General features: G+C 72.4%; 17 protein-coding genes and 1 pseudogene. 5 read left to right on the plus strand and 13 right to left on the minus strand.

The genetic code is table 11. From position 1 onward, the window contains the following. Nucleotides 1–86: 86 nt before the first annotated feature. On the minus strand, nucleotides 87–701 hold the full coding sequence (locus ACFWVE_RS02135) for a TetR/AcrR family transcriptional regulator C-terminal ligand-binding domain-containing protein (RefSeq protein WP_384007376.1): 615 nt from the start codon (nucleotides 699–701) through the stop codon (nucleotides 87–89). A 295-nt stretch (nucleotides 702–996) separates the two neighbouring features. On the opposite strand from ACFWVE_RS02135, the gene ACFWVE_RS02140 reads away from it, so the two are divergent. Continuing rightward, nucleotides 997–1,854 (plus strand): phosphatase PAP2 family protein, encoded by an 858-nt coding sequence (locus ACFWVE_RS02140; protein WP_384007378.1) that lies wholly within the window; start codon nucleotides 997–999, stop codon nucleotides 1,852–1,854. Continuing rightward, nucleotides 1,851–2,927 carry a hypothetical protein gene (locus tag ACFWVE_RS02145; RefSeq protein ID WP_384007380.1) on the plus strand — a complete coding sequence of 359 codons (1,077 nt, stop codon included), beginning with the start codon at nucleotides 1,851–1,853 and terminating at the stop codon, nucleotides 2,925–2,927. The genes ACFWVE_RS02140 and ACFWVE_RS02145 overlap by 4 nt, the downstream gene beginning before the upstream one ends. A gap of 58 nt (nucleotides 2,928–2,985) precedes the next feature. On the opposite strand, the gene ACFWVE_RS02150 is transcribed toward ACFWVE_RS02145, so the two are convergent. From ACFWVE_RS02150 to ACFWVE_RS02185, 8 genes and pseudogenes are all read right to left on the minus strand, one after another. After that, on the minus strand, nucleotides 2,986–3,411 hold the full coding sequence (locus ACFWVE_RS02150) for a hypothetical protein (RefSeq protein ID WP_384007381.1): 426 nt from the start codon (nucleotides 3,409–3,411) through the stop codon (nucleotides 2,986–2,988). Nucleotides 3,412–3,802: 391 nt separating this feature from the next. Continuing rightward, nucleotides 3,803–4,342: pseudogene (locus tag ACFWVE_RS02155) on the minus strand (IclR family transcriptional regulator C-terminal domain-containing protein); the annotation flags it as partial. A gap of 64 nt (nucleotides 4,343–4,406) precedes the next feature. Beyond that, entirely contained in the window at nucleotides 4,407–6,026 is a 1,620-nt protein-coding gene (locus ACFWVE_RS02160) for a glycoside hydrolase family 13 protein (protein WP_384007383.1), read from the minus strand. Between the two features lie 54 nt (nucleotides 6,027–6,080). Then, nucleotides 6,081–6,959 (minus strand): carbohydrate ABC transporter permease, encoded by an 879-nt coding sequence (locus tag ACFWVE_RS02165; protein WP_384007385.1) that lies wholly within the window; start codon nucleotides 6,957–6,959, stop codon nucleotides 6,081–6,083. Next, nucleotides 6,956–7,915 (minus strand): carbohydrate ABC transporter permease, encoded by a 960-nt coding sequence (locus tag ACFWVE_RS02170; RefSeq protein WP_384007387.1) that lies wholly within the window; start codon nucleotides 7,913–7,915, stop codon nucleotides 6,956–6,958. Before ACFWVE_RS02170 ends, ACFWVE_RS02165 begins: the two co-directional genes overlap by 4 nt. Before the next feature lie 62 nt (nucleotides 7,916–7,977). After that, the gene (locus ACFWVE_RS02175) at nucleotides 7,978–9,321 is read right to left on the minus strand and encodes an ABC transporter substrate-binding protein (RefSeq protein WP_384007389.1); all 1,344 of its coding nucleotides are present in this window, start codon (nucleotides 9,319–9,321) and stop codon (nucleotides 7,978–7,980) included. A gap of 199 nt (nucleotides 9,322–9,520) precedes the next feature. Continuing rightward, a complete protein-coding gene (locus tag ACFWVE_RS02180; RefSeq protein WP_384007391.1) occupies nucleotides 9,521–10,519 on the minus strand; it encodes a LacI family DNA-binding transcriptional regulator in 999 nt (332 codons plus the stop codon). An 85-nt stretch (nucleotides 10,520–10,604) separates the two neighbouring features. Continuing rightward, a complete protein-coding gene (locus tag ACFWVE_RS02185; protein ID WP_384007393.1) occupies nucleotides 10,605–11,264 on the minus strand; it encodes a hypothetical protein in 660 nt (219 codons plus the stop codon). A 230-nt stretch (nucleotides 11,265–11,494) separates the two neighbouring features. Here ACFWVE_RS02185 and ACFWVE_RS02190 point away from each other — a divergent pair, with 230 nt between their 5' ends. After that, nucleotides 11,495–12,157 (plus strand): helix-turn-helix domain-containing protein, encoded by a 663-nt coding sequence (locus ACFWVE_RS02190; protein WP_384007395.1) that lies wholly within the window; start codon nucleotides 11,495–11,497, stop codon nucleotides 12,155–12,157. A gap of 139 nt (nucleotides 12,158–12,296) precedes the next feature. Beyond that, nucleotides 12,297–12,533, plus strand: a complete 237-nt coding sequence (locus tag ACFWVE_RS02195; RefSeq protein ID WP_384007397.1) for a hypothetical protein — start codon at nucleotides 12,297–12,299, stop codon at nucleotides 12,531–12,533. Between the two features lie 112 nt (nucleotides 12,534–12,645). Here the strand turns inward: ACFWVE_RS02195 and ACFWVE_RS02200 are convergent, their stop codons facing one another. Continuing rightward, a complete protein-coding gene (locus ACFWVE_RS02200) occupies nucleotides 12,646–13,350 on the minus strand; it encodes a 4'-phosphopantetheinyl transferase (RefSeq protein ID WP_384007399.1) in 705 nt (234 codons plus the stop codon). Then, entirely contained in the window at nucleotides 13,347–14,249 is a 903-nt protein-coding gene (locus ACFWVE_RS02205; RefSeq protein WP_384007401.1) for a metallophosphoesterase family protein, read from the minus strand. The genes ACFWVE_RS02200 and ACFWVE_RS02205 overlap by 4 nt, the downstream gene beginning before the upstream one ends. 247 nt (nucleotides 14,250–14,496) lie before the next feature. On the opposite strand from ACFWVE_RS02205, the gene ACFWVE_RS02210 reads away from it, so the two are divergent. Next, complete coding sequence (locus ACFWVE_RS02210; protein WP_384007403.1) at nucleotides 14,497–15,696, plus strand: ATP-grasp domain-containing protein; 1,200 nt, start codon at nucleotides 14,497–14,499, stop codon at nucleotides 15,694–15,696. 316 nt (nucleotides 15,697–16,012) lie between these two features. On the opposite strand, the gene ACFWVE_RS02215 is transcribed toward ACFWVE_RS02210, so the two are convergent. Beyond that, on the minus strand, nucleotides 16,013–19,141 hold the full coding sequence (locus ACFWVE_RS02215) for an alpha-mannosidase (RefSeq protein WP_384007405.1): 3,129 nt from the start codon (nucleotides 19,139–19,141) through the stop codon (nucleotides 16,013–16,015). A 36-nt stretch (nucleotides 19,142–19,177) separates the two neighbouring features. Next, the gene (locus tag ACFWVE_RS02220) at nucleotides 19,178–20,515 is read right to left on the minus strand and encodes a 6-phospho-beta-glucosidase (protein WP_384007407.1); all 1,338 of its coding nucleotides are present in this window, start codon (nucleotides 20,513–20,515) and stop codon (nucleotides 19,178–19,180) included. Between the last annotated feature and the right edge of the window lie 320 nt (nucleotides 20,516–20,835).

Below are 20,835 nucleotides of genomic sequence, written 5' to 3' on the forward strand. Positions count from 1 at the left end.
CCGGCCGGTGGTGCGCGCCGCCCCCGTCCCCACGGTGCGGCGCGGTCGGGTCGCCGCCCGGTCGTCCGGGAGCGGCGGCCCTGGTCTCATTCGAGGCCGAGTGCCGGCAGTACGGCGGCCTCCACGAACCGGAGCAGGTAGTCCGGGTCCGCGTTCTCCTCCTCCAGGAGGGGCCGCACCCGCAGCACGCCGAAGAACTGGGCCGGAATGTAGGCCAGCGCGGGGTTGTCCGCGGGGACCTCACCGCGTTCGACCCCGCGGCGCACGATCGCCTTCAGTGCGACGATCTCCGGTTCGACCAGCGCTTCGCGCAGGGCCTGCGCCAGTTCCGGGTCCTGCGTGACCGCGTGTCCGAGTGCCTGTAACAGCGAGGTGTCCTTCGCCGACCACGCGCCCGCGCTCCGGGCTGCCTCGCGCAGGTCCCCGGCGAGGGTACCGGTGTCGATGCCGGCGAAGCGCGCCTGCCCGCTGGACCGCAGGGCCGCGGCGACGAACCGGGGCTTGGTCTGCCACTGCCGGTACAGCGTGGACTTGCTGCACCGCGTCCGGGCGGCGACCCCCTCCATGGTGACGGCGTCGTAGCCGCACTGGCGGATCTGTTCCAGAACCGCGTCGAAGAACTCCCGCTCACGCTCAGGCGTGATCTTGGAGCGGCGCGAGCTGCCGGCCGGTTCCGGCCGGTCCGCGGCCTGCGACGTCATCGGCTCGGCTCCTTGTCCTGAAGGTGGGCTCTCCGGGGCGGGTCCTCCGGGGTGCCGGCTCCCGGCATGCCCCCACCCATCGATACGCCAGCGTACCGGAACCGTGCCGTATCGGTACACTGACGTATCGGTACGACATCGTATCGGTACGCTTACGTGTCGGTACGGTCTCGTGTCGGTACGGTCTCGTGTCGAATCGAACTCGTACCGCTGAGGCTCGACACCACAGCGCAACCCGGTACCACCCGTGCCACCAGCACCACCACAGAACCAGCGTCGGCGAAAGGGCCGGGGGATGAATGCCCGCAGCGAGCCACCGAGCGAGCCGCCACCGGCGAGGACCGACCCGCCGTCGGCGTCCGGCGCACCGGCGCGCCCACCCCTCCTCCGTGAGCTCCTGCTCGTGGTGGGGTTCTTCCTCGTCTACAAGTTCGGCCGGCGGCTGGCTACGGGCCACTCCGGGGCCGCCCTCCGCAACGGGCACGACGTGTGGGAGCTGGAACGGGCACTCCGTCTGCCCGGCGAGGGAGCGGTGCAGTCCCTGCTGCTGCACGGCGACGGCCTCGTGCACCTCGCGAACACCTACTACGCGGCCGTCCATTTCCCGGCCACCGCCGCCCTTCTGATCTGGCTCTTCCTGCGCCGTCCGGTGCACTACGTGTGGGCGCGACGGATACTTGCCGCGGTCACCGCCGCGGCCCTGGTGCTGCATCTGGCGTTCCCGCTCGCGCCGCCCCGGATGCTCGCCGCCACCGGTCTGGTGGACACCGCGCGGGTGTACGGGCCGTCGGTCTACGGGCCTCCGCAGACCGACACGTTGTCGAACCAGTTCGCGGCGATGCCCTCGCTGCATTTCGGCTGGGCGCTGATGGTGGCGATCGGCCTGGTCGTCGCCACGCGCTCGCGGTGGCGGTGGCTGTGGCTGCTGCATCCGCTGCTGACACTGCTGGTGATCGTCGGTACGGCGAACCACTTCTGGCTGGACGCGATCGTGGCGGCCGCCCTGCTCGGCGCCGCCCTGACGGCCCTGCGCCTCCCCCGCCATGCCCGCCGGCCGTCGGCGGTGCCGGCCGTGCCGGCACAAAGGGACGAAGGGGGCGCGGCGGACGGGGCGAGGTCCGTGGACGAGGAACTCGTGGGGGTACGCCGATGAGCGCGGTCCTCGTCGCCGTCGCCCTGTCCCTCGTCTCCGCCGTCGCCTACGCGGCCGCCGCGGTCGCGCAGGAACGGCTGGCGTCACGGTCCCCCGGCACCGGTGCCCTGCGGCTGCTGGGCAGTGGCGCCTGGCGGTGGGCGGTCGTGCTGAACGCCGCGGGCGCGCTGCTGCACGTCGTGGCGCTCGCGTACGGCCCGTTGACCGTGGTCCAGCCGCTCGGCGCGCTCACGCTGGTCGTGGCCGTGCCGATGGGGGCGTGGATCGCGGGGCGGCGGGTGGGGCGCGCCGAGTGGCGGGGCACGGCGTTCACCCTGGCCGGTCTCGCGGCGATCCTGGTCACCGCGTCGGGGCCGGCGCCGGAGGGCACGCTGTCCGTGTCCGAGGCGCTGCTCGTCGCGGGCGCCACGGCCGCTCTGATCGGCGTACTGTCGCGGCCCGGCGCCCGGCCCGGGCTGCGGCACGCGACCGCGTCGGGCATCGTCTCCGGGGTGGCGTCGGCGCTCACCCAGTCCGTGACGGTGGCCGTGGCGGACCGCTCGGGTCCGCTGCTGGACGTCCGGGTGATCGGGGTGGCCCTGCTCGTCGCGGTGTTCGCGGCCGGCGGGCTGCTGCTGTCCCAGACCGCGTACCGCAGCGGGCTGGGCGCCCCGCTCGCGGTGGTGACCCTGGCGAACCCCGTGGCCGCCGCGGTGATCGGACTCTGTCTGCTCGGCGAGCGGTTCCGGGGCGGCCCGGCGGGGGTGCTGTTCGCACTGACCGGTGCGGCACTCGCGTCATGGGGCGTGATCCTCCTGACCCGGGCGACACCACGCCCGCGGCCCGGCGAGCACCCCGGAGTGCACCCTGCGGCGGCCTCCCCCGTGCCTGATCGCTCCGAGGCCGCTCACTCCGGGACCGAACCCCCCGGGACCGAGCACTCCGTGGCCGCGGTGGTCCTCACCCTGCGTCCGGGACCGGCGGCGCCGTCCGAACCCACCGGCCTCGTACCCCGGCCACGGCGCAGGCACCGGCTCCAGCATCGGCATCGGCATCGGCAGCCCGAACCGGGCCACCCGGCCGACGTGGCGTAGACGGCTGCACGGCAAAGCCGCGGAAAAGGGCCGGACCCAGGGCCGGCCACCGGCCCGGTCAGCGCCTGTCGCGCGTCAACTCGTCGACGACGAACCCGACTCCGACGCCGAGCATCCAGACGTCCTTGGCCAGCGCGAGTCCCTCCTGGGTGGGCCGCAGGCTGCCTTCCTCACGCATCCCCGGCGTCCGCAGGTACATCCCCAGCAGCGCCGACGAGAACGCGGCCAGCCCGGCACCGGCCACGGCCGTGGGGACGACGGGCAGCAGCAGGGCGGCGCCCAGCGCGATCTCCCCGGCGGAGAGCAGCCGGGCGAAGGCGGCGGGCTGCACCTTCTCGAGGAACGGGTAGGTGTTCCTGGCCATCCCGTGCAACTGCGCGACCGTCTCCTCGTCGACGTCCCGCTTGGACAGTCCGGAGTTCAGGATGAACGCCCCCGTGGCCAGACGGGGTGCCACGTGCCTGGGTTCGATGGACAGACGCATGAGAGCTCCCGGTCGCTGTGTGGCGCGGTGCCGTCCACCCTAGAACGCCCCGGCCCTCCCGGCAGGTCGACGGCCGGGACCGGCGGGCCGTGCCGACTGCGCCTTCCCTCCGCCCGGCGGCGGGCCGCGCCCCGGCGCCCGAGGCCGCGTACGCCCCTGGGGGTACGCGGCCGGTCCGCAGCCGTCCGCCCCGGCGACAGGGTCCTCGTCACCGGGCCGCGAAAGCCGTGGGGAGCCCCGCCGCACCGGGCCGGACGGCTGCGGGCCCGGCCCGGCTACGACGCGGTGGTGGGGGCGGTGATCCCGCACGAGGTACGGCACCTGGTGGCACCGGAGTCGGGCCCGAGGCCCGGCGCCGGAGCGGGAGGGCGGTGAGGCGGGGCGACCGTGCTCACTGCTCGGCCCCGTTCCCGGCCTCGTTTCCGTGGGAGGCGGCTCGTGCCGGGCCGGTGATCCACAGGTCCGCCTCGATCCGCGCGACGGTCGCCGGCAGGTGCGGCAGCAGGTCGCGGCGGACGGACTCCACGGAGTCGCGGCCGGCGTGCGCGGCGATGTTCACGCCGGCCGCCACCGTGCCGTCCCGGCCCCGCACCGGGGCGGCGACCGACCGCAGGCCCTCTTCCAGTTCCTGGTCGACCAGTGCGTGGCCCTGCCGGCGGACCCGGAGCGGTTCGGCGCGCAGCGCGCGCGGCGAGGTGAGGGTCCGGGAGGTGTTCGGCCGCAGGTCGGCGCGGTCCAGCCGGGCGTCGAGCTCGTCGTCCGGCAGATCGGCGAGCACGACCCTGCCGACCGAGGTGACGTGGGCGGGGAAACGCGTGCCCACGGTGATGGCCGCGCTCATGATGCGCCGGGTCGGGACGCGGGCCACGTAGACGATGTCGTCGCCGTCCAGGACGCGCAGCGAGGACGACTCCCGTACCTGCGCGACGAGCGACGACGGCGGCCGAGGACACGGACACCCCGGTGGACTTCGGGAAGGACGCGCCTCCGGTCCGCTAGGTCCTGTCGGCCCCGGCCGGGGCCGCCCGCGTGCGGAGCCAGACGGCCGTGTCCCCCGGCAGCCGGTTCCCGGCGTCGAGGGGCCCGCTGGCGAGCAGGATCCCGGTGTGCTCGGGCAGGTCGGCCGGGGTGTCGGCGAGGTTGACGAGGCACCGCGTGCCGTCGGCGCGCTCGAAGGCCAGGACACCGTCGGGGGCGGGGAGCCAGGTGAGCGGGCCCGTGCCGAAGGCGGGGCGCAGGCGGATCGCCCGGCGGTAGAGGGTGAGCATGGAGCCGGGATCGTCCTGCTGCCGGTCGACCGCGTACGTGGCCCAGTCGTCCGGCTGCGGCAGCCACGGCGTGTCCCGGGACCCGAATCCCGCGTACGGTTCCCGTGCCGCCCACGGCAGCGGCACCCTGCATCCGTCGCGCCCCGGGTCGGTGCCCCCCGAGCGGGCGTGCATCGGGTCCTGGATGTGTTCCCGTGCCACCTCCGCCTCGGGCAGGCCGAGTTCCTCTCCCTGGTAGAGGTAGACCGCGCCGGGAAGCGCCAGCGACAGCAGGGCGGCGGCGCGGGCGCGACGGGTGCCGAGGGCCAGATCGGTCGGGGTGCCGAAGGCCTTGGTGGCGAAGTCGAATCCGGTGTCCGAGCGGCCGTAGCGGGTGACCGTGCGGGTCACGTCGTGGTTGCACAGCACCCAGGTGGCGGGCGCGCCGACGGGCGCGTGCTCGGCGAGCGTCTCGTCGATGGAGGTCCGCAGCCGGACCGGGTCCCAGGGGCAGGTCATGAAGGAGAAGTTGAACGCCGTGTGCAGTTCGTCGGGGCGCAGATAGCGGGCGAAGCGTTCCGCGTCCGGCAGCCAGACCTCGCCGACGAAGACGGCACCGTACTCGTCGGCGATGGCCCGCCAAGCGCGGTAGACGTCGTGGAGTTCGTCCCGGTCGACGTACGGGTGCGGGCCCCGGCCCTCGAGGAGGTCCGGCAGCAGGGGGTCCTTGGCCGGCAGGGCGGCGGAGTCGATGCGGACGCCGGCCACGCCCCGTTCGAACCAGAAGCGCAGGATGTCCTCGTGCTCCTGGCGGACCGCGGGGTGCGCCCAGTTGAGGTCGGGCTGCTCGGGGGCGAACAGGTGGAGGTACCAGTCGCCGTCCGGAAGGCGGGTCCAGGCGGGGCCTCCGAACTCCGACGTCCAGTTGTTCGGGGGCAGTTCGCCGTTCTCGCCGCGGCCCGGCCGGAAGTGGAACAGCTCCCGTTCGGGGCCGCCGGCCAGGGCGGCGCGGAACCAGGCGTGCTGGTCGGAGACGTGGTTGGGCACGATGTCGATGATCGTGCGGATGCCGAGTTCGCGTGCCTCCGCGATGAGTTTCTCCGCCTCGGCGAGGGTTCCGAAGGCCGGGTCGACCGTCCGGTAGTCGGCGACGTCGTAGCCGCCGTCCTTCATCGGGGACAGGTACCAGGGGTTGAACCACAGGGCGTCCACACCGAGTTCGGCGAGGTACGGCAGTTTCGCGCGGACTCCGGCGAGGTCGCCGGTGCCGTCGCCGTCTCCGTCGGCGAAGCTGCGGACGTACACCTGGTGGATGACGGCGGAGCGCCACCAGTCGTCGTCGCTGCGGGCAGGGGTGGGCTCTCCCACGGTGCGTGCCTTTCTCTTCGGTGGACGGGTCCGGCGTCGGTCCTCGGGACCGGGTCAGCCCTTGGTGCCGCCCGCGCCGATCCCGGCGATGATGTGCCGCTGGAAGACGAGGAACAGCGTGACCATGGGGATGCTGGCGATCACCATCGCGGCGATGAGGACGGTCAGTTGGACGTTCTGCGACAGCTGCACCAGGGCCACGCCGATCGGTTGTTTGTCGGTGTCGGAGAAGACCATCAGCGGCCACAGGAAGTCCTGCCACACCGCGACCAGGGCGAAGATCGACACGACGCCGAGCACCGGTCGGGACATGGGCAGCACGATGGACCACAGGATGCGCAGCCGTCCGGCGCCGTCGATCTCGGCGGCCTGAAGGACGTCCCTCGGCAGTTGGTCGAAGAACCGCTTGAGCAGGTAGAGGTTGAAGGCGTTGGCGACGGCGGGCAGCCAGATGGCGAGCGGGTCGTTGAGCAGGCTGGTGTGGACCAGCGGCAGGTCGGCGACGACGAGGTACTTGGGTACGACCAGGGCCTGTGCGGGGACCATGAGGGTGGCGAGGATGCCGCCGAGGATCAGGTTGCCGAAGGCGGGCCGCAGTCTGGACAGGGCGTAGGCGGCTGCCGTGCAGAACACCAGCTGGAACAGCCAGGCTCCGGCCGCCTGCACCACCGTGTTCCACAGGTGGGTGGGGAGCTGCATCAGTTCCCAGGCGTCGGTCCAGCCGCTCGTGCTCCACCGGTCCGGGAGGAGGTCGGGCGGAGTGCGCGCCACCTCGTCCGGGGACTTCATCGCGCCGGTGACCATCCAGCAGACCGGGAAGAGGAAGGCCAGCGCGAAGAGCAGGACGACGCCGGTGAACACGGTCCAGTAGACGGCCCGGCCCCGGGGGCGGGCCAGGACGGCCGGGGAGACGAGGGTGCGGGTGCCGCTCATGCTGCCTCCTGGGAGGAGCGGGTGAGCCGGAGGTAGACGGCGGAGAACAGTCCGAGGAGGGCGAGGAGCATCACGCTCAGCGCGCAGGCACCGCCGAAGTCGTTGTAGAGGAAGGCGTACTTGTAGATGAGGTAGAGGACGGTGACGGTGGAGTTCTCCGGGCCGCCGCCGGTGATCACGAACGGTTCGGTGAACACCTGCATGGTGGCGATGACCTGAAGCAGCATCAGCATCAGCATCACGAACCGGGTCTGGGGGATCGTCACGTGCCGGATGCGCTGGAGCAGGTTCGCGCCGTCGAGTTCGGCGGCTTCGTACAGTTCGCCGGGGATGGACTGGAGGGCGGCGAGGTAGATCAGGACGGTGCCGCCCAGGTTGGCCCAGGTGGCGACGACCACCAGGGAGACCAGGGCGGTGTCGGCACCGTTGGACCAGTTCGAGGTGGGCAGGTGCAGGAACCGCAGCGCCTCGTTGGCGAGGCCGGGGCCCGGGTCGTAGAACCACTTCCACAGCAGGGCGCTGACCACCGGCGGGATCATCACCGGCAGGTAGACCACGACGCGGAAGAACGCCTTGGCGTGACGGAGTTCGTTCAGCACGAGGGCGAGGACGAACGGAACGGCGAAGCCGAGCAGCAGGGCGAGCAGGGTGAAGGTGAGGGTGTTGCGCCAGGCCGCGCCGAACTCGGGGTCGGACAGGACGCGGGTGAAGTTGGCGGTGCCCACCCATTCGGGCGGCGAGCCCGGCGTGTACTTCTGGAAGGCGATCACGACGGCGCGGATCGCCGGGTACCAGGAGAACAGGGCGAAGCAGACGAGGCCGCCGAGGAGGAAGCCGTAGGCGTGGGCCTGGTCGGCGAGGCGGCGCCGCCTCCGGTCCCTGGACGGGGGCGGCGCCTTCACCGGGCGGACGGCGGGCGGCGGGGCGGCGCGCCGTGCGGTGGCGGTCTTCGTCATCGCGGGCCGGCCTCACGCGGGGTGGAGGCCATGACGGTGGCCGTGATGGTGGTCATCGCCGGTCAGCCTCGCGCCAGGATGCCGTCGATCTTTGTCGAGGCGTCCTTCAGGAGCCGGTCGATGTCGGCGTCCTCCTTGGTGAGGACCGCGGAGACGACACCGTCGAGGACGGAGTAGAGCTGCTGCGCCTGCGGCGGCTCGATCCTCATCTCCAGGCTCTGGTTGCCGTCGAGGAAGGCCTGGTAGTTCTCCACCGGGACGTTGGCGTGATCCTCCTTGACCTGCTGGTCCTTGGCGTCGGCGGCGCCGGTGAACAGCCGGGGCTCGGGCAGGCCGACCGGTGCGTCGTTCTTCTCGGCGCGGGCGTAGTCGCCGAGGAAGCCGTCGCCGGGGGTGAGGAACATGTGGTCGAGCCACTTCAGGCCGGCCCTGATCTGTTCGGGCGAGGCCTTCTTGTTGAACATGTAGCCGTCGCCTCCGATGAGGGTGGCCTGTCCGCCGGGCATGGGGGCGAGGGCGAGGTCCTTGTACTCGGCGCCCTTCTCCTTCACCAGGATCGGGATGTTGTCGGGGGCCGCGAGGTACATGCCGAGCTTGCCGGCGCCCATCATCTGCTGGACGTCGTTGATGACGAGCAGCTGCTTGCTGCCCATGGACTCGTCCTCCCACCGCATGGCGTGCAGGGTCCGCAGCACGGCGCGGCCTTCGGGCGAGTCGACGGCGGCCTTCTTCCCGTCGGGGGTGACGACGTCGCCGCCCTGGGAGTAGAGCTCGGCGGTGAAGTGCCAGCCGCCCTGGTTCTGGGCGCTGTAGTCGGCGTAGCCGACGGTGCCGTCGCCGAGTGCGGCGATCCTCTTCGCGGCGTCGCGGACCCCGGCCCAGGTGGTGGGCGGCCGGTCGGGGTCGAGTCCGGCCCGTTCGAAGAGTTCCCGGTGGTAGATGAGCCCCATGGAGTACCCGGTGCGCGGTACGCCGTAGATCCTGCCGTCGACGGTGTAGATGTCCCGCAGCTGCTGCTGGATCGTCCCGTAGCTCTTCAACTCCTTCACGTACGGGGTGAGATCGGCCGCCTGGTTGATGTCGACGACATGGCCGGCGTCGGTGAAGTACGTGTAGAACACGTCCTCCATCTGCCCTCCGGCGAGCTTGGCGTCAAAGGTTTTCGGGTCCTGGCAGGGGAACGCGTCGTGCGGGACGACGTCGATGTCCGGGTTCTTCTTCTCGAAGGCGGCGATGTCCTCCTCGAAGAACTGGCGGTCGACCTTGGCGCTCTTGGGCGGCATGCAGTTGACCGTGATGCGGGTCTTGCCGTCGGCGGCCTGGTCGTCGTTCGACCCGCAGGCGGTGAGCGTGAGGGCGCCGACGCCTAGCGCGACGAGGGTACGGCGGATCCCGGTGCTTCTCATCGGTGGACCCCTCTGGGACAGGAGCGGGTGAACCCCTCGGACAGGAGCGGTGGGCGGGGCACACTCAAGCACCGACGACAGGGGTCCGCAAGATGTCGCGCAGAATATGAAATTATTCGACAGACGACCGGAAGCGGGGCGGCGGCAATCCCGAGGGGCCCGCGGGTCCCGGACCCAAGGGGCCCGGGCAGACCGGTCCTCAGGCCCGGGGTGCCTGTGCGGTCGACCCGCGCACCACCAGCTCCGGCTCGAACAGCAGCTCCTCGGCGGCGACCTGCCCCCCGTTGATCTGCGCGTTCAGCAGGTCCACGACGGCCCTGCCCATGGCCTCGATGGGCTGGCGGACGGTGGTGAGCGGGGGCTCGGTGCAGTTCATCAGGGCCGAGTCGTCGTATCCGACGACCGAGATCCGCGCGGGGACGTCGAGCCCCCGGCGGCGGGCGGCCCGTACGGCACCGAGGGCCAGCGGATCGCTGGCGCAGATGAAGCCGGTCACGCCCCGGTCGATGAGCCGGGAGGCGGCGGCGTGCCCGCCCTCGATGGAGAACATGGCGCGGGCGACGTGCTCGTCGGGCACCTCACCGGCGACCGCGCGGACGGCGGCCAGCTTGCGGGCCGACGGAACGTGGTCGGCGGGGCCGAGCACCAGACCGATCCGCTCGTGGCCGAGCGAGGCCAGATGCCGCCAGGCCTGTTCCACGGCCACCGCGTCGTCGCAGGAGACCCCCGGGAAGCCGAGGTGCTCTATGGCCGCGTTGACGAGGACGACCGGGATGTTGCGCTCGGCGAGCTGCCGGTAGTGGTCGTGGGGCGCGTCGGCCTGGGCGTAGAGCCCGCCGGCGAAGACGACGCCGGACACCTGCTGCTGGAGCAGCAGCGTCACGTAGTCCGCCTCGGAGACGCCGCCGCGGGTCTGGGTGCACAGCACCGGCGTCAGTCCGAGCTGGGCCAGCGCACCCCCGATCACCTCGGCGAAGGCGGGGAAGATCGGGTTCTGCAGCTCGGGCAGCACCAGGCCGACCAGGCGGGCGCGCTCGCCGCGCAGCTGGGTGGGCCGCTCGTAGCCGAGCACGTCCAGGGCGGAGAGCACGGCCTGCCGGGTGGACTCGGAGACTCCCGGCTTGCCGTTGAGCACCCGGCTGACCGTGGCCTCGCTGACCCCGACCTTCTTCGCCACCACAGCAAGTCGTCGCGTCATGAACGCAAGAATAGCGCAAGTCACGCAAGCGGCTTGCGTCAGCGCGCAAGAAATCGGCGCACCACGACGGCTCCGGCAGGACGGTTCAGTCCGCCGCCGGCACCACGCTGAGGTGGGAAGCGGCGCGCCGGCGTCTGCGGTGGCCGGCCGGGGTGCGGGGCGCCTCGCGCAGGACCAGCGTCAGCCGGACGCAGTCCATGTCGTCGAGAACCCTGGTCGTCTCCACGACGAGACGGCACTCGGTGACCCCCCAGCGCGGATCAGGATGCCGCAACGGCCGTACGGCGCCGTCGTGCTCGGCCGCCTGCTCGCCGACGGCACGGAGCCAGTGCGGCAGCCCCTGCCGGTAGGCGGCCTCCATGATGGGGTCCTGGGCGATGTCCCGGCGGATGGCCTGCAGCCCGTGGTCGTGGTCGTGCCGCTCCACCGTCTTGGCGAAGTGCGCCAGCATCGGCAGGCACCAGCTCGACTCGTGTTCCCCCAGCACGGTGGCGGCGTCCGGGTGGAAGAGGACGAACCGGAGGAAGTTGTCGCCGGGCATGGCCGTCGGATGCGGTTCGACATCCCGGAAAAGTGTCCGGAAAGCGGTGTTGGCCAGCAGCACGTCCCAGCGGCGGTCGACCACCAGGGAGGGAAAGGGCACCGCGTGGAGGAACGCGGCGTAGTCCTCCAGGTAGGCCCGCGCCTCGGGGGTCTCGGGGCCGGGCCGCGGCATCGGCCGCTGCCCTCCTGCCTGATGTGCCATCGGGAGGCTCACCCCTCTTGCCTGTGCGGCCTTGACGCGGCGCCCCGATCCTGCGGCCAGGACCTCGGGCGTGTCAACTATCGTGGCATTTCATGACGGTTGACGGCTGAAATTGGCCACAGTTGTGGCGAGACCTGGATGTGAGTTCGAGACACGGGCTAGTCTCCGTGAAGTTCACGGCAATCCCGTGTGAGAAGCCTGTGAGAGACGTAGACGTAGGAGATCTGTCGGTGACCGGTGGCTTCGTGGGTGAGGGTCAGGACACCGCGCCGACGACCGCGCTGCCGGCCGTCGTCGCCCGCGTCGCCGCACTCGCCGACCGGCTCGACGTGCCGCACGCCGAGGTCTTCGGCGTCGGCCGGCTCTCCGCGGCCTCCGGAGTCCCGGAGCCCGTCGTCAAGGCCCTGTTGAGCGGCCGGCCGGCGGGCGAGCCCGAGGTGCAGACCCGGTTCGTGCAGCGCCTGGACCTGCTGCGCCGCACCCGCCTCAAGCCGAACGGCCGCAAGTACACGCAGCAGGAGATCGCCGACGGCGCGGGCATGTCCCGGCAGCAGGCCGGCGCCCTGATCAACGGCGACCGGCGTCCCACCATGGAGCACTGCGACGCCATCCAGCGGTTCTTCCGGGTGCACGCCGGATTCCTCACCGCCGAGGACCCCGAAGCGCTCGCGAACGCACTCCAGCACACCGAGCAGGAGCTGTTGCAGAGCCTGGCGGACCGTGAGCGGCGGGCCGCCGTGGCGGCCGGGGACCCGCTGGAGCGGCTGCTGCAGGACCACGGGGTGCGCGGCATCGCGTGGCGGGCCGCCCAGCTCCCCACCGACCAGCACCGCGACAAGGTCGCGGAGTGGCTGGACATGCTCCTGGAGAGCGTCCAGCCTCCGAAGGCCTGAGCCGGGCTGGGCGGTTCAGCCGGGTGGGCACACCGGCCCGCGGCACGGAGCGGTTGTCAGTGGTGGGCGGCAAGCTGGGGGTGCGCCCGCACCGCGCGGGACGCGCGATGCCGGATCACGACTTGGGGAGAGCCGCGCGATGCCCACCGCCGTACCGACCGACCGCGAGCGCACCGCCGTCCAGGCCTATCTGCGACTGCTGCACACGGTGCGCGCCGCCCACGACGCGGAGACCGGCCCGCCGGGCACCCACAGGCCCCCGGTCGTGGCGCCCTCCGTCCTCGCGGAAGCGGAGACCGCCCTGGCCCGGGCGGGGCTGTCCGGCAACGAGGAGTCCTTCTTCCGGATGCTCCGCGACTGGCACCCGGAGCCGTGACCGGGCCGCACGGCTGACAAAAGCCGTCCGCACCGCCGGCCGGAGCCGTGCGGTACGGGTCCGGGGCGGCGCCACGCCGGTCGCGGACCGTGCCCCGGACCCGATGCCCCCGTCAGCCGTGCGGTACGGCGACCGCGGTCCCGACCAGACCGCCCTCGGCGCTCCAGTGGCCGTCGAAGTGGCCGAGGCGGCGGTCGCCCACCCACGGGCCGGGGACCAGGAGCACCGCCCGGAACCCACCGCGCGCCGAAGCGCCCGAACCACCGGTGCCGGTGCCGTCGGCAGGTTCGGCGAACAGCTCGATGTCGGCCTCCATGAAGTCCAGCCACTTCCCGGTGAGCGGGAACCACGCCTTGTAGACGGCCTCCTTGGCGCTGAACAACAGCCGGTCCCAGTGCACCCCGGGCCGTTCCCGGGTCAGCCGGGCGACGCGCTCCGCCTCTCCGGGAAGGGCCACGGAGGCCAGCACCCCCTCGGGCAGCGGTCCGTGGACCTCCGCGTCGATGCCGACGGAGGCCAGGTCGCCCGTACGGACCAGGGCGGCGGCGCAGTAGCCCGCGCAGTGGGTCATGCTGCCGGCCAGCCCGTCGGGCCAGCCGGGCGCGCCGCGCTCGCCGGGCAGCACGGGATGCGGGGGGACGCCGAGCTTCTTCATCGCCCGGCGGGCGCAGGAGCGTACCGCGGTGAACTCCCGCCGGCGCTTGTCGACGGCCCGCGCCACCACGGCCGCCTCCTCGGGGTACAGCGGGGCATCGGTGCCCTCGTCGCCGTAGGCCTCCACCACGACGACCGTGTCGGGCAGCAGTTCCCCGATCACCGGTTCCCACCCTCCCCCACCACGGCCCCGGGCGCGGACGCGGACTCCGTCGCCTCCCCCGGCACGATCCGGCGCAGCCGCCCGGGCGGTGTCGGCCGCTTCCGCCATTCGCGGGGGTAGCCCACGGACACCTCCTCGAAACGGACGCCGTCCTGCCGGGTGCTGCGCGGGATGTGGAGGTGGCCGTAGACCATCGTGTGGACGTTGAACCTGCGGTGCCAGTCGTCGGTGAGGACGGTGCCGCACCACATGGCGAACTCGGGGTACCACAGGACGTCCGTGGGGTGCCGGTGCAGCGGGTAGTGGTTGACGAGGACGACGGGCAGGCCGTCGGGCAGGCCGGCGAGCCGCCGTTCGGTCTCCGCGACCCGGGCCCGGCACCAGGCCTCCCGGCTCGGGTACGGGTCGGGGTGCAACAGGTGTTCGTCGGTGCAGACGACGCCGGTGCCCTGTGCGTACTCCAGCCCCTCGTCCTTGGTGGCGCACCCGGCCGGCAGGAAGGAGTAGTCGTACAGGAGGAACAGCGGGGCCACGGCCACGGGACCGCCGGGGCCCTCCCAGACCGGGTAGGGGTCCTCGGGAGTGACCACGCCGAGGTCGCGGCACTGGGCGACGAGGTGGTCGTAGCGGGCGACGCCACGCAGGGTGACGGCGTCCTTCGGGTGGGTCCACAGCTCGTGGTTGCCGGGCGCCCAGACGACTTTCCGGAACCGGCCCGCGAGGGTCTTGAGCGCCCAGCGGATGTCGTCCACGGTCTCCGCGACGTCTCCGGCCACGAGGAGCCAGTCGTCGTCCGATTCGGGGCGCATCCGCTCCACCAGGGCACGGTTCTCGTCGTAGCCGATGTGAAGGTCGCTGATGGCCCACAGCTGTCCGCCGCCGCCTGCTGTTGACGTCATCTGTCGCCCCTTGAACCTGAACGATCAATCCGTACGCACACCATGGCACGAAGAGTACGGTCACCGGCGGGCAGGATCACCGAATCCGTAACACGCCCGTGGTTCGGGAGCGCGGATCGAAGCCGTATGATCGGCGCTACACCGCCGCAGTGAAGCCCTTCCCCGGGGCCGTTCGGCGACCCTCCGCACCCTCTGCCCGGGCACGGGCCGCCGAGGCCTGCCCGCACCCTGTGAAAGGCGGCCCTGCATGGCCTCTTGCGTACGCGTATGGCTCAACCGCACGTACGCGGAGAACGTGTTCTTCATGGATCAGCTGAGAAGGAATCCCAGCGACCGGGCCGTCGAGATCCATGCCACCCACGGCGACCCGGACTCCCCCGTACTGGCCGCCGCCGACACCGCCGAGCTCGAACCCGAGGGCCTGTCCCCGGCGGCGTACGTCGAGTACGCGCTCGCCCAGTGCGCGCGGCGCGGCATCGACGTGTTCGTGCCGCGGCTGCACCAGGGCGCGATCGTCGCGCACCGCGCGGAGTTCGAGGCGGCCGGGACTGCGCTGCTGGCGCCGCCGCCCGAGGCGGTGGCCGTCTTCCACGACAAGGTGATCGCCTACGAGGCCGTCCAGGCGATCGGGGTGCCGGTGCCGCCGTGGTGGCGGGTGCGGTCGGCGGACGAGCTGGTCCGCGCGGTCGAGGAGCTGGAGGCGCGAGGTCACCGGGCGTGCTTCAAGCCCGCGTCCGGCGCGGGCGGTGTGGGCTACCGGGTGATCACCCGAGCCCCCTTCTCGCTCACGCAGCTGAACGGCTTCCCCAGCCCGTACGTGCCGCTGGAGCTGGTACTGGAGGCGGTGCGGCAGGCCGAGGAGCCGGTGGACTGGCTGGTGATGCCGGTACTGGGACAGCCGGAGGTGTCGGTGGACTGCCTCACCGGGCCGGACAACAGGGTCCGGCTGGCCGTCGGCCGCACCAAGAACGGCCGCCGCAGGGGGTTCACGCTGCACGAGCAGTGGCTGGAGCCGGCCCGGCGGATCGCGGAGGGGTTCGGGCTGCACCATCTGTCCAACATCCAGTTCCGGATGTTCGGCGAACGGCCCGTGCTGATGGACGTCAACACCCGGCCGGCCGGCGGTCTGCACCAGCTGTCGCTGTGCGGGGTGAACGCGCCGTGGGCCGCCGTGCGGCTGGCGCTCGGTGACGATCCGGGGGAGATGTCCCCGCCGTTCCTGGGCCAGGACTACTCGGTGGTGTCGGGGCTGCGTCCGCTGCGGCCGGTCTCGGTGCCGCAGCAGCGCGCGGGCCTGCCCGCGGACGTGCCCACGCCCGCGCTGAGCGGTGTACCGGCCCCGGCCGTGCCCGCCGGGCCTCGGACGGCGGTCGGCTCCGATCAGGTGCGCACCGCCGCCGCGGACGCCGTTGCCGGGGGCCCCGCCTGGGGAACGAGCCACCGCTAGAACCCGAATCTCCTCCGCACTCCCCCGTCACCCCCGCCCCCGTCGACCGGTCCCGGCACGCTTCCTGCGCCGGGGCCGGATTTTTTTCGGGAAATTCCTCCGGGGGGTGTATCAGGCGGCGGGTGTCGCGCTCTTAACGGTGAAGGGCGACGGGGGAAGCCCTTCCGGGGGGGGTGGGGAAGCCTTCCGGAGGGGATGGGGGAAGCCCGGGGGGAAAGCACGGGGGAACGGGGGGCTCGGGTCGGTCGGCCGCTGTCACGGGGGGCGACCGGCCGATCCGATGCACACCGTCGGTACGCACACCGCCGGTCCCGCCTCAGTCCCGCCGCACCGCCAGCCGCAGGGTCAGCACCTGGAAGGGGCGCAGGGCCACCGGCACGGCGTCCCCGTCCGTGTCCGCCGGTTCCAGCGGGCGCTCCAGGAGGTCGGTCACCGTGGCGCCGCCGAGCGGGAAGCCGGTGCGCAGGGTGCCGGTGGCGCGCCCGCCGCGGGACTCGTAGAGGCGGACGACGACATCACCGGAGGCGTCGTCCGCGAGCTTGACGGCCTCGACGGTCACTCCCCCGCCGTCCACGGAGACCACAGGAGCGGCGAGAGCGGCGGGAGCCACGGGGGCCTGTGGGTCCGGCGGGACCGCCGCCCGGGTCACGCGCAGCGGCAGGTTGAGGGCGTAGCCCTCCGCGACGGCGTCCTCGATGCCCGCGCCGGGCAGCAGCGCGTAGGTGAAACGGTGGACGCCCTGGTCGGCCCCGGGGTCCGGGACGCGGGGCGCGCGCACCAGGCTGAGGCCGACCGTGGTGGTCGTTCCGCCGTCGTCGCGGACCGTGCGGGTCACGTCGTGGCCGTACGTCGAGTCGTTGAGGACTGCGACGCCGTAGCCGGGTTCGCCGAGGTGCACCCAGCGGTGGCCGGGCACCTCGAACCGGGCCGCCTCCCAACTGGTGTTGGTGTGGGTGGGACGCTGGACGTGGCCGAACTGGATCTCCGCGGAGGAGTGCGGGGCCCGGATGTCCACCGGGAAGCCGGCCTTGAGGATCTTCTCGGCCTCGTGCCAGTCGATCTCGGTCTCGAAGTCGATCCGGGGGCTGCCTGCGCGCAGGGTGATCGTCTGGGTGATCCGTGAGCCGTTGCCGAAGGCGCGCTCCACACGGACGGCGCCGATCAGCGGGTCCTGCGCGACGACGGTGACGGACTCGGTGCCGAGCAGGTCCGTGCGGCGGTTGCGGTAGTGCTTGTCGATGTCCCAGGCGTCCCAGTGGTTGGGGAGGTCCGTGTGCAGCCGCAGCAGGTTGCCGGGACCTGCCAGTACCTCGCGGGCCGACCGCAGATCGTATACGGACGACAGTGTGCCGTCGTCCGCCACCCGCACCCGCACCAGCCCGTTGTCGAGCACCCGTCCCCTGTCCGCGGTCGTGACGGTGACGGGCTGCGGGGGCACGGCCGAAGCCGCGTCCGCCACCGCGTCCAGAGGTGCGCTGCCGTTCGCGGGCACCGTCACGTACGCGGGCGGGCCGTCGGGGGTGCGGACCACCTCGGCGCGGTCGTACGGGCTCGTGTTGAACACTCGGGCGCCGGCTCCGGGGCGGCCGCCGCCCAGGGCGGCGGTCGCCTCCCTCGTCAGCGTCTCCAGTTCCTCCGCGACCCTGGCGTACTCGGCCTCGGCCTCCCGGTGCACCCAGGCGATGGAGGAGCCGGGCAGGATGTCGTGGAACTGGTGCAGCAGGACGGTCTTCCACAGCCGGTCGAGGGTGTCGTACGGGTAGGAGTACTGGTCCGGCGCGTGCAGGGCGGCCGTCGTGGCCCACAGCTCGGCCTCGCGCAGCCGGTGTTCGCTGCGCCGGTTGCCCTGTTTGGTGCGGGCCTGGCTGGTGTAGGTGGCGCGGTGGAGTTCCAGGTAGAGCTCGCCGTTCCAGACCGGGGCGTCCGGGTACTCCTCACGGGCCTTGGCGAAGAAGGCGTCGGGGTGTTCGACGACGACCTTCGCGGAGCCCTCCAGATCGGCCAGCCGGCGGGCCCGCTCCATGTGTTCGCGGGTCGGGCCGCCACCGCCGTCGCCCCAGCCGAACGGCGCGAGCGAGCGCCTGCCGCCGCCCTTCTCACGGTAGTTGCGCACGGCGCGGGCCATCTCTTCGCCGGTGAAGGCGGCGTTGTAGGTGTCGACCGGCGGGAAGTGGGTGAAGATGCGGGTGCCGTCGATGCCCTCCCACCGGAAGGTGTGGTGGGGGAACCTGTTGGTCTGGTTCCAGGAGATCTTCTGGGTGAGGAACCAGTCGTTGCCGGCGAGCTTGGCGAGCTGCGGGTAGGCGGCGGTGTAGCCGAAGGAGTCGGGCAGCCAGACGCCCTTGGTCTCGATGCCGAAGTGGTCGAGGAAGAACCTTTTTCCGTGGACGAGTTGGCGGGCGAGGGCCTCGCCGCCGGGCAGGTTGCCGTCGGCCTCGACCCACATGCCGCCGACCGGCGCCCACTGTCCCTTCTCGACCGCCTTTTTGATCCTCTCCCACACCTGGGGGTAGTGGTCGCGCACCCACGCGTACTGCTGGGCCTGCGAGCAGGCGAAGACGAACTCGTCGTACTCGTCGGCGAGCGCGGTGGCGTTGGAGAAGGTGCGGGCCGTCTTGCGCCGGGTCTCGCGCAGCGGCCACAGCCAGGCGGAGTCGATGTGGGCGTGCCCGACGCCGGAGACGGTGTGCGCGCTGGCGTGCGCGGGCTGCGCGAGGACGGTGGCGAGGATCTCGCGGGCTGCGGGGGCGCTGCCGGAGACGTCGTCGAGGTCGAGCGCGTCCATCGCCCGGTCGAGCGCGTGCGCGATCTCGTGCCGGCGGGGCTCGTGCTCGCCCAGTTCGGCCATGAGTTCGCGCAGCACGTGGAGGTCGAGGTCGAGGTGCCAGACCGGTTCGTCGAGGACGGCGAGGTCGGCGCCGCGGAACACGTACAGCGGTGTGTCGCCCGCCGTGAGCCGGTCGCCGAGCGGGGTCGGGTGAGCGAAACCGTCGGCCAGGATGTCGGGGTTGGAGGCCGCCTCGACCAGGTAGTCGATCTCCTCACCGCCCGCGGCCGGGCGTCCGACCGGGACGTACCGGTTGAACGGGTTGACGGCCTTCAGGGGGGTGCCGTCGGGCAGGTGCACGAGGCCTTCGGCCTGGAAGCCCGGTCCGGCGCCGGTGAAGCCGAGGTCGATGACCGCCTCGACGCGCCGGCCGGCCCACTCCTCGGGAACCTGTCCGCGCATCCGGAACCAGGTGGTGCCCCAGGGCGGACCCCATGGGGTGCCGGGGGCGAAGGGCGCGTAGGAGGCGGCCGCGGCCTCGGCGAAGGGGACCGGTTCGCCCGGTGCGTGCCAGGCCTCGACGGCGAGCGGGACGGTGGCGGCGTGGACCGCGGGTTTGACGCGCTGGTGGTGGAGTCGCTGGGCGCGGTTCTCGATCCGGTGGCGTTCGTCGTGCATGAGGTGCTCCCCTCCTGAGGTGCTCTTCCCGCAGGGCTACTTGAGGTGGGCGAGGCCGGGGTGGACGGCGGTGTAGCCGTCGACGAGGCGGCGGGCCACGTTCACGGAGTCGACGAGCGGGTGCAGCGCGAACGCCTTGACCGCGTGGGTGCGGGAGCCGGACTCGGTGGCACGGAGCACCTCGCGCTCGACCGCCTTGACGGAGCAGACCAGGCCGGTGGCGTGGCCGGGCAGCGGATCGACGGAGACGGGATGGGCTCCCTGGGCGTCGACGAGGCAGGGGACCTCGATGACCGCGTCCCCGTCCAGCGCCGAAAGGGTGCTGCGGTTACGCACGTTGAGGATCAGGGTGGTGCGTTCGTCGCGGGCGACGGCCCGCATCAGGGCGAGGGCCACCTTCTCGTAGCCGCCGGACAGGTCGTCCTCGTCGCGGTCGCCGGCTCCGGCGGTCTCGCGGTTCTCGGACATGTAGGTGGCCTCGCGTTCGGCGCGGGTGCGCTCCCAGGTGGCGAGGGCGGGGATGTCGGAGTCGCCCACCTGCGTGTAGAAGCGGGCCTGTTGGTCGTGGAGGAAGGCGCCGCGGGTCTTCTGGGCCTGCTGGTAGGCGCGTACGGTCTCCCGGTTGTAGTAGTAGTAGTGCAGGTACTCGTTGGGGATCGCGCCGAGGGAGCGGAGCCAGTCGGCGCCGAAGAGCCGGCCCTCCTCGAAGGAGCCGAGCAGGGGCAGGTCGGCGAGCAGGCGCGGGAGTTCGTCACGGCCCTTGACCCGCAGGCCGCGCACCCAGCCGAGGTGGTTGAGGCCGACGTAGTCGATCCACGCCTCGCGCGGGTCCGCGCCGAGCACCCGGGCGATGCGGCGGCCGAGGCCGACCGGTGAGTCGCAGATGCCGATGACCCGGTCGCCGAGGTGCCGGGACATGGCCTCGGTGACCAGGCCCGCCGGATTGGTGAAGTTGATGACCCAGGCGTCGGGGGCGAGCCGGGCCACCCGCCGGGCGATGTCCACGGCGACGGGGACGGTGCGCAGCCCGTAGGCGATGCCGCCCGCGCCGACCGTCTCCTGCCCGAGGACACCCTCGGCGAGCGCGACCCGTTCGTCGTGCGCTCGGCCCTCGAGCCCGCCGACGCGGATCGCGGAGAAGACGAAGTCGGCACCGCGCAGCGCTTCGTCCAGGTCGGTGGTGGTGCTCACCTCGGGGGCGTCGGGCACGCCGGCCGCCTGTTCGGTCAGCACACGGGCGACCGCATACAGTCGACGGTCGTCGACATCGTGCAGGACGACCCGCGTCACCCGCCCCTCGGCGTGGTCCCCGAGGAGCGCGCCGTACACCAGCGGGACCCGGAATCCTCCGCCGCCCAGAATCGTCAGTCTCACGTCCGCACCCTTCCCACCACGGCGGCGTCGACGCCTGCCGATCCGTTCGTCCACGACGTCACCGCCGCCGGTCCTGCCCTCGATCATGACGCCTCCGGCGGGCACCGGGGCATCCGGCCGGCACGCACTCGGTGTGCGGCCGGACAGAGAACCGTGCGCGGCGCCCGGTCACCGGCCGGGCGCCGCTTCGTGCGGGCGGGCGTGGCGCTGTTGCACCCATTCGCGTCAGTTCATGAGATGAACTCTCCCCGCGCACAAGGACTTTCTCGGTCACACCTCTTGACGGCCCCGGGGTCGCGGAGCACATTGGCGGCACTGTG

It is taken from the genome of Streptomyces sp. NPDC058632, from assembly GCF_042717095.1.
GTDB lineage: Bacteria > Actinomycetota > Actinomycetes > Streptomycetales > Streptomycetaceae > Streptomyces.

Excerpts from the sequence above, each read along its gene's own strand:
- ACFWVE_RS02205 (WP_384007401.1), bottom strand. The coding sequence starts at position 14,249 with ATGACGTCAACAGCAGGCGGCGGCGGACAGCTGTGGGCCATCAGCGAC.
- ACFWVE_RS02210 (WP_384007403.1), top strand. The coding sequence starts at position 14,497 with ATGGCCTCTTGCGTACGCGTATGGCTCAACCGCACGTACGCGGAGAAC.
- ACFWVE_RS02135 (WP_384007376.1), bottom strand. The coding sequence starts at position 701 with ATGACGTCGCAGGCCGCGGACCGGCCGGAACCGGCCGGCAGCTCGCGC.
- ACFWVE_RS02215 (WP_384007405.1), bottom strand. The coding sequence starts at position 19,141 with ATGCACGACGAACGCCACCGGATCGAGAACCGCGCCCAGCGACTCCAC.
- ACFWVE_RS02195 (WP_384007397.1), top strand. The coding sequence starts at position 12,297 with ATGCCCACCGCCGTACCGACCGACCGCGAGCGCACCGCCGTCCAGGCC.
- ACFWVE_RS02175 (WP_384007389.1), bottom strand. The coding sequence starts at position 9,321 with ATGAGAAGCACCGGGATCCGCCGTACCCTCGTCGCGCTAGGCGTCGGC.
- ACFWVE_RS02145 (WP_384007380.1), top strand. The coding sequence starts at position 1,851 with ATGAGCGCGGTCCTCGTCGCCGTCGCCCTGTCCCTCGTCTCCGCCGTC.
- ACFWVE_RS02170 (WP_384007387.1), bottom strand. The coding sequence starts at position 7,915 with ATGACGAAGACCGCCACCGCACGGCGCGCCGCCCCGCCGCCCGCCGTC.
- ACFWVE_RS02165 (WP_384007385.1), bottom strand. The coding sequence starts at position 6,959 with ATGAGCGGCACCCGCACCCTCGTCTCCCCGGCCGTCCTGGCCCGCCCC.
- ACFWVE_RS02185 (WP_384007393.1), bottom strand. The coding sequence starts at position 11,264 with ATGGCACATCAGGCAGGAGGGCAGCGGCCGATGCCGCGGCCCGGCCCC.
- ACFWVE_RS02150 (WP_384007381.1), bottom strand. The coding sequence starts at position 3,411 with ATGCGTCTGTCCATCGAACCCAGGCACGTGGCACCCCGTCTGGCCACG.
- ACFWVE_RS02140 (WP_384007378.1), top strand. The coding sequence starts at position 997 with ATGAATGCCCGCAGCGAGCCACCGAGCGAGCCGCCACCGGCGAGGACC.
- ACFWVE_RS02180 (WP_384007391.1), bottom strand. The coding sequence starts at position 10,519 with ATGACGCGACGACTTGCTGTGGTGGCGAAGAAGGTCGGGGTCAGCGAG.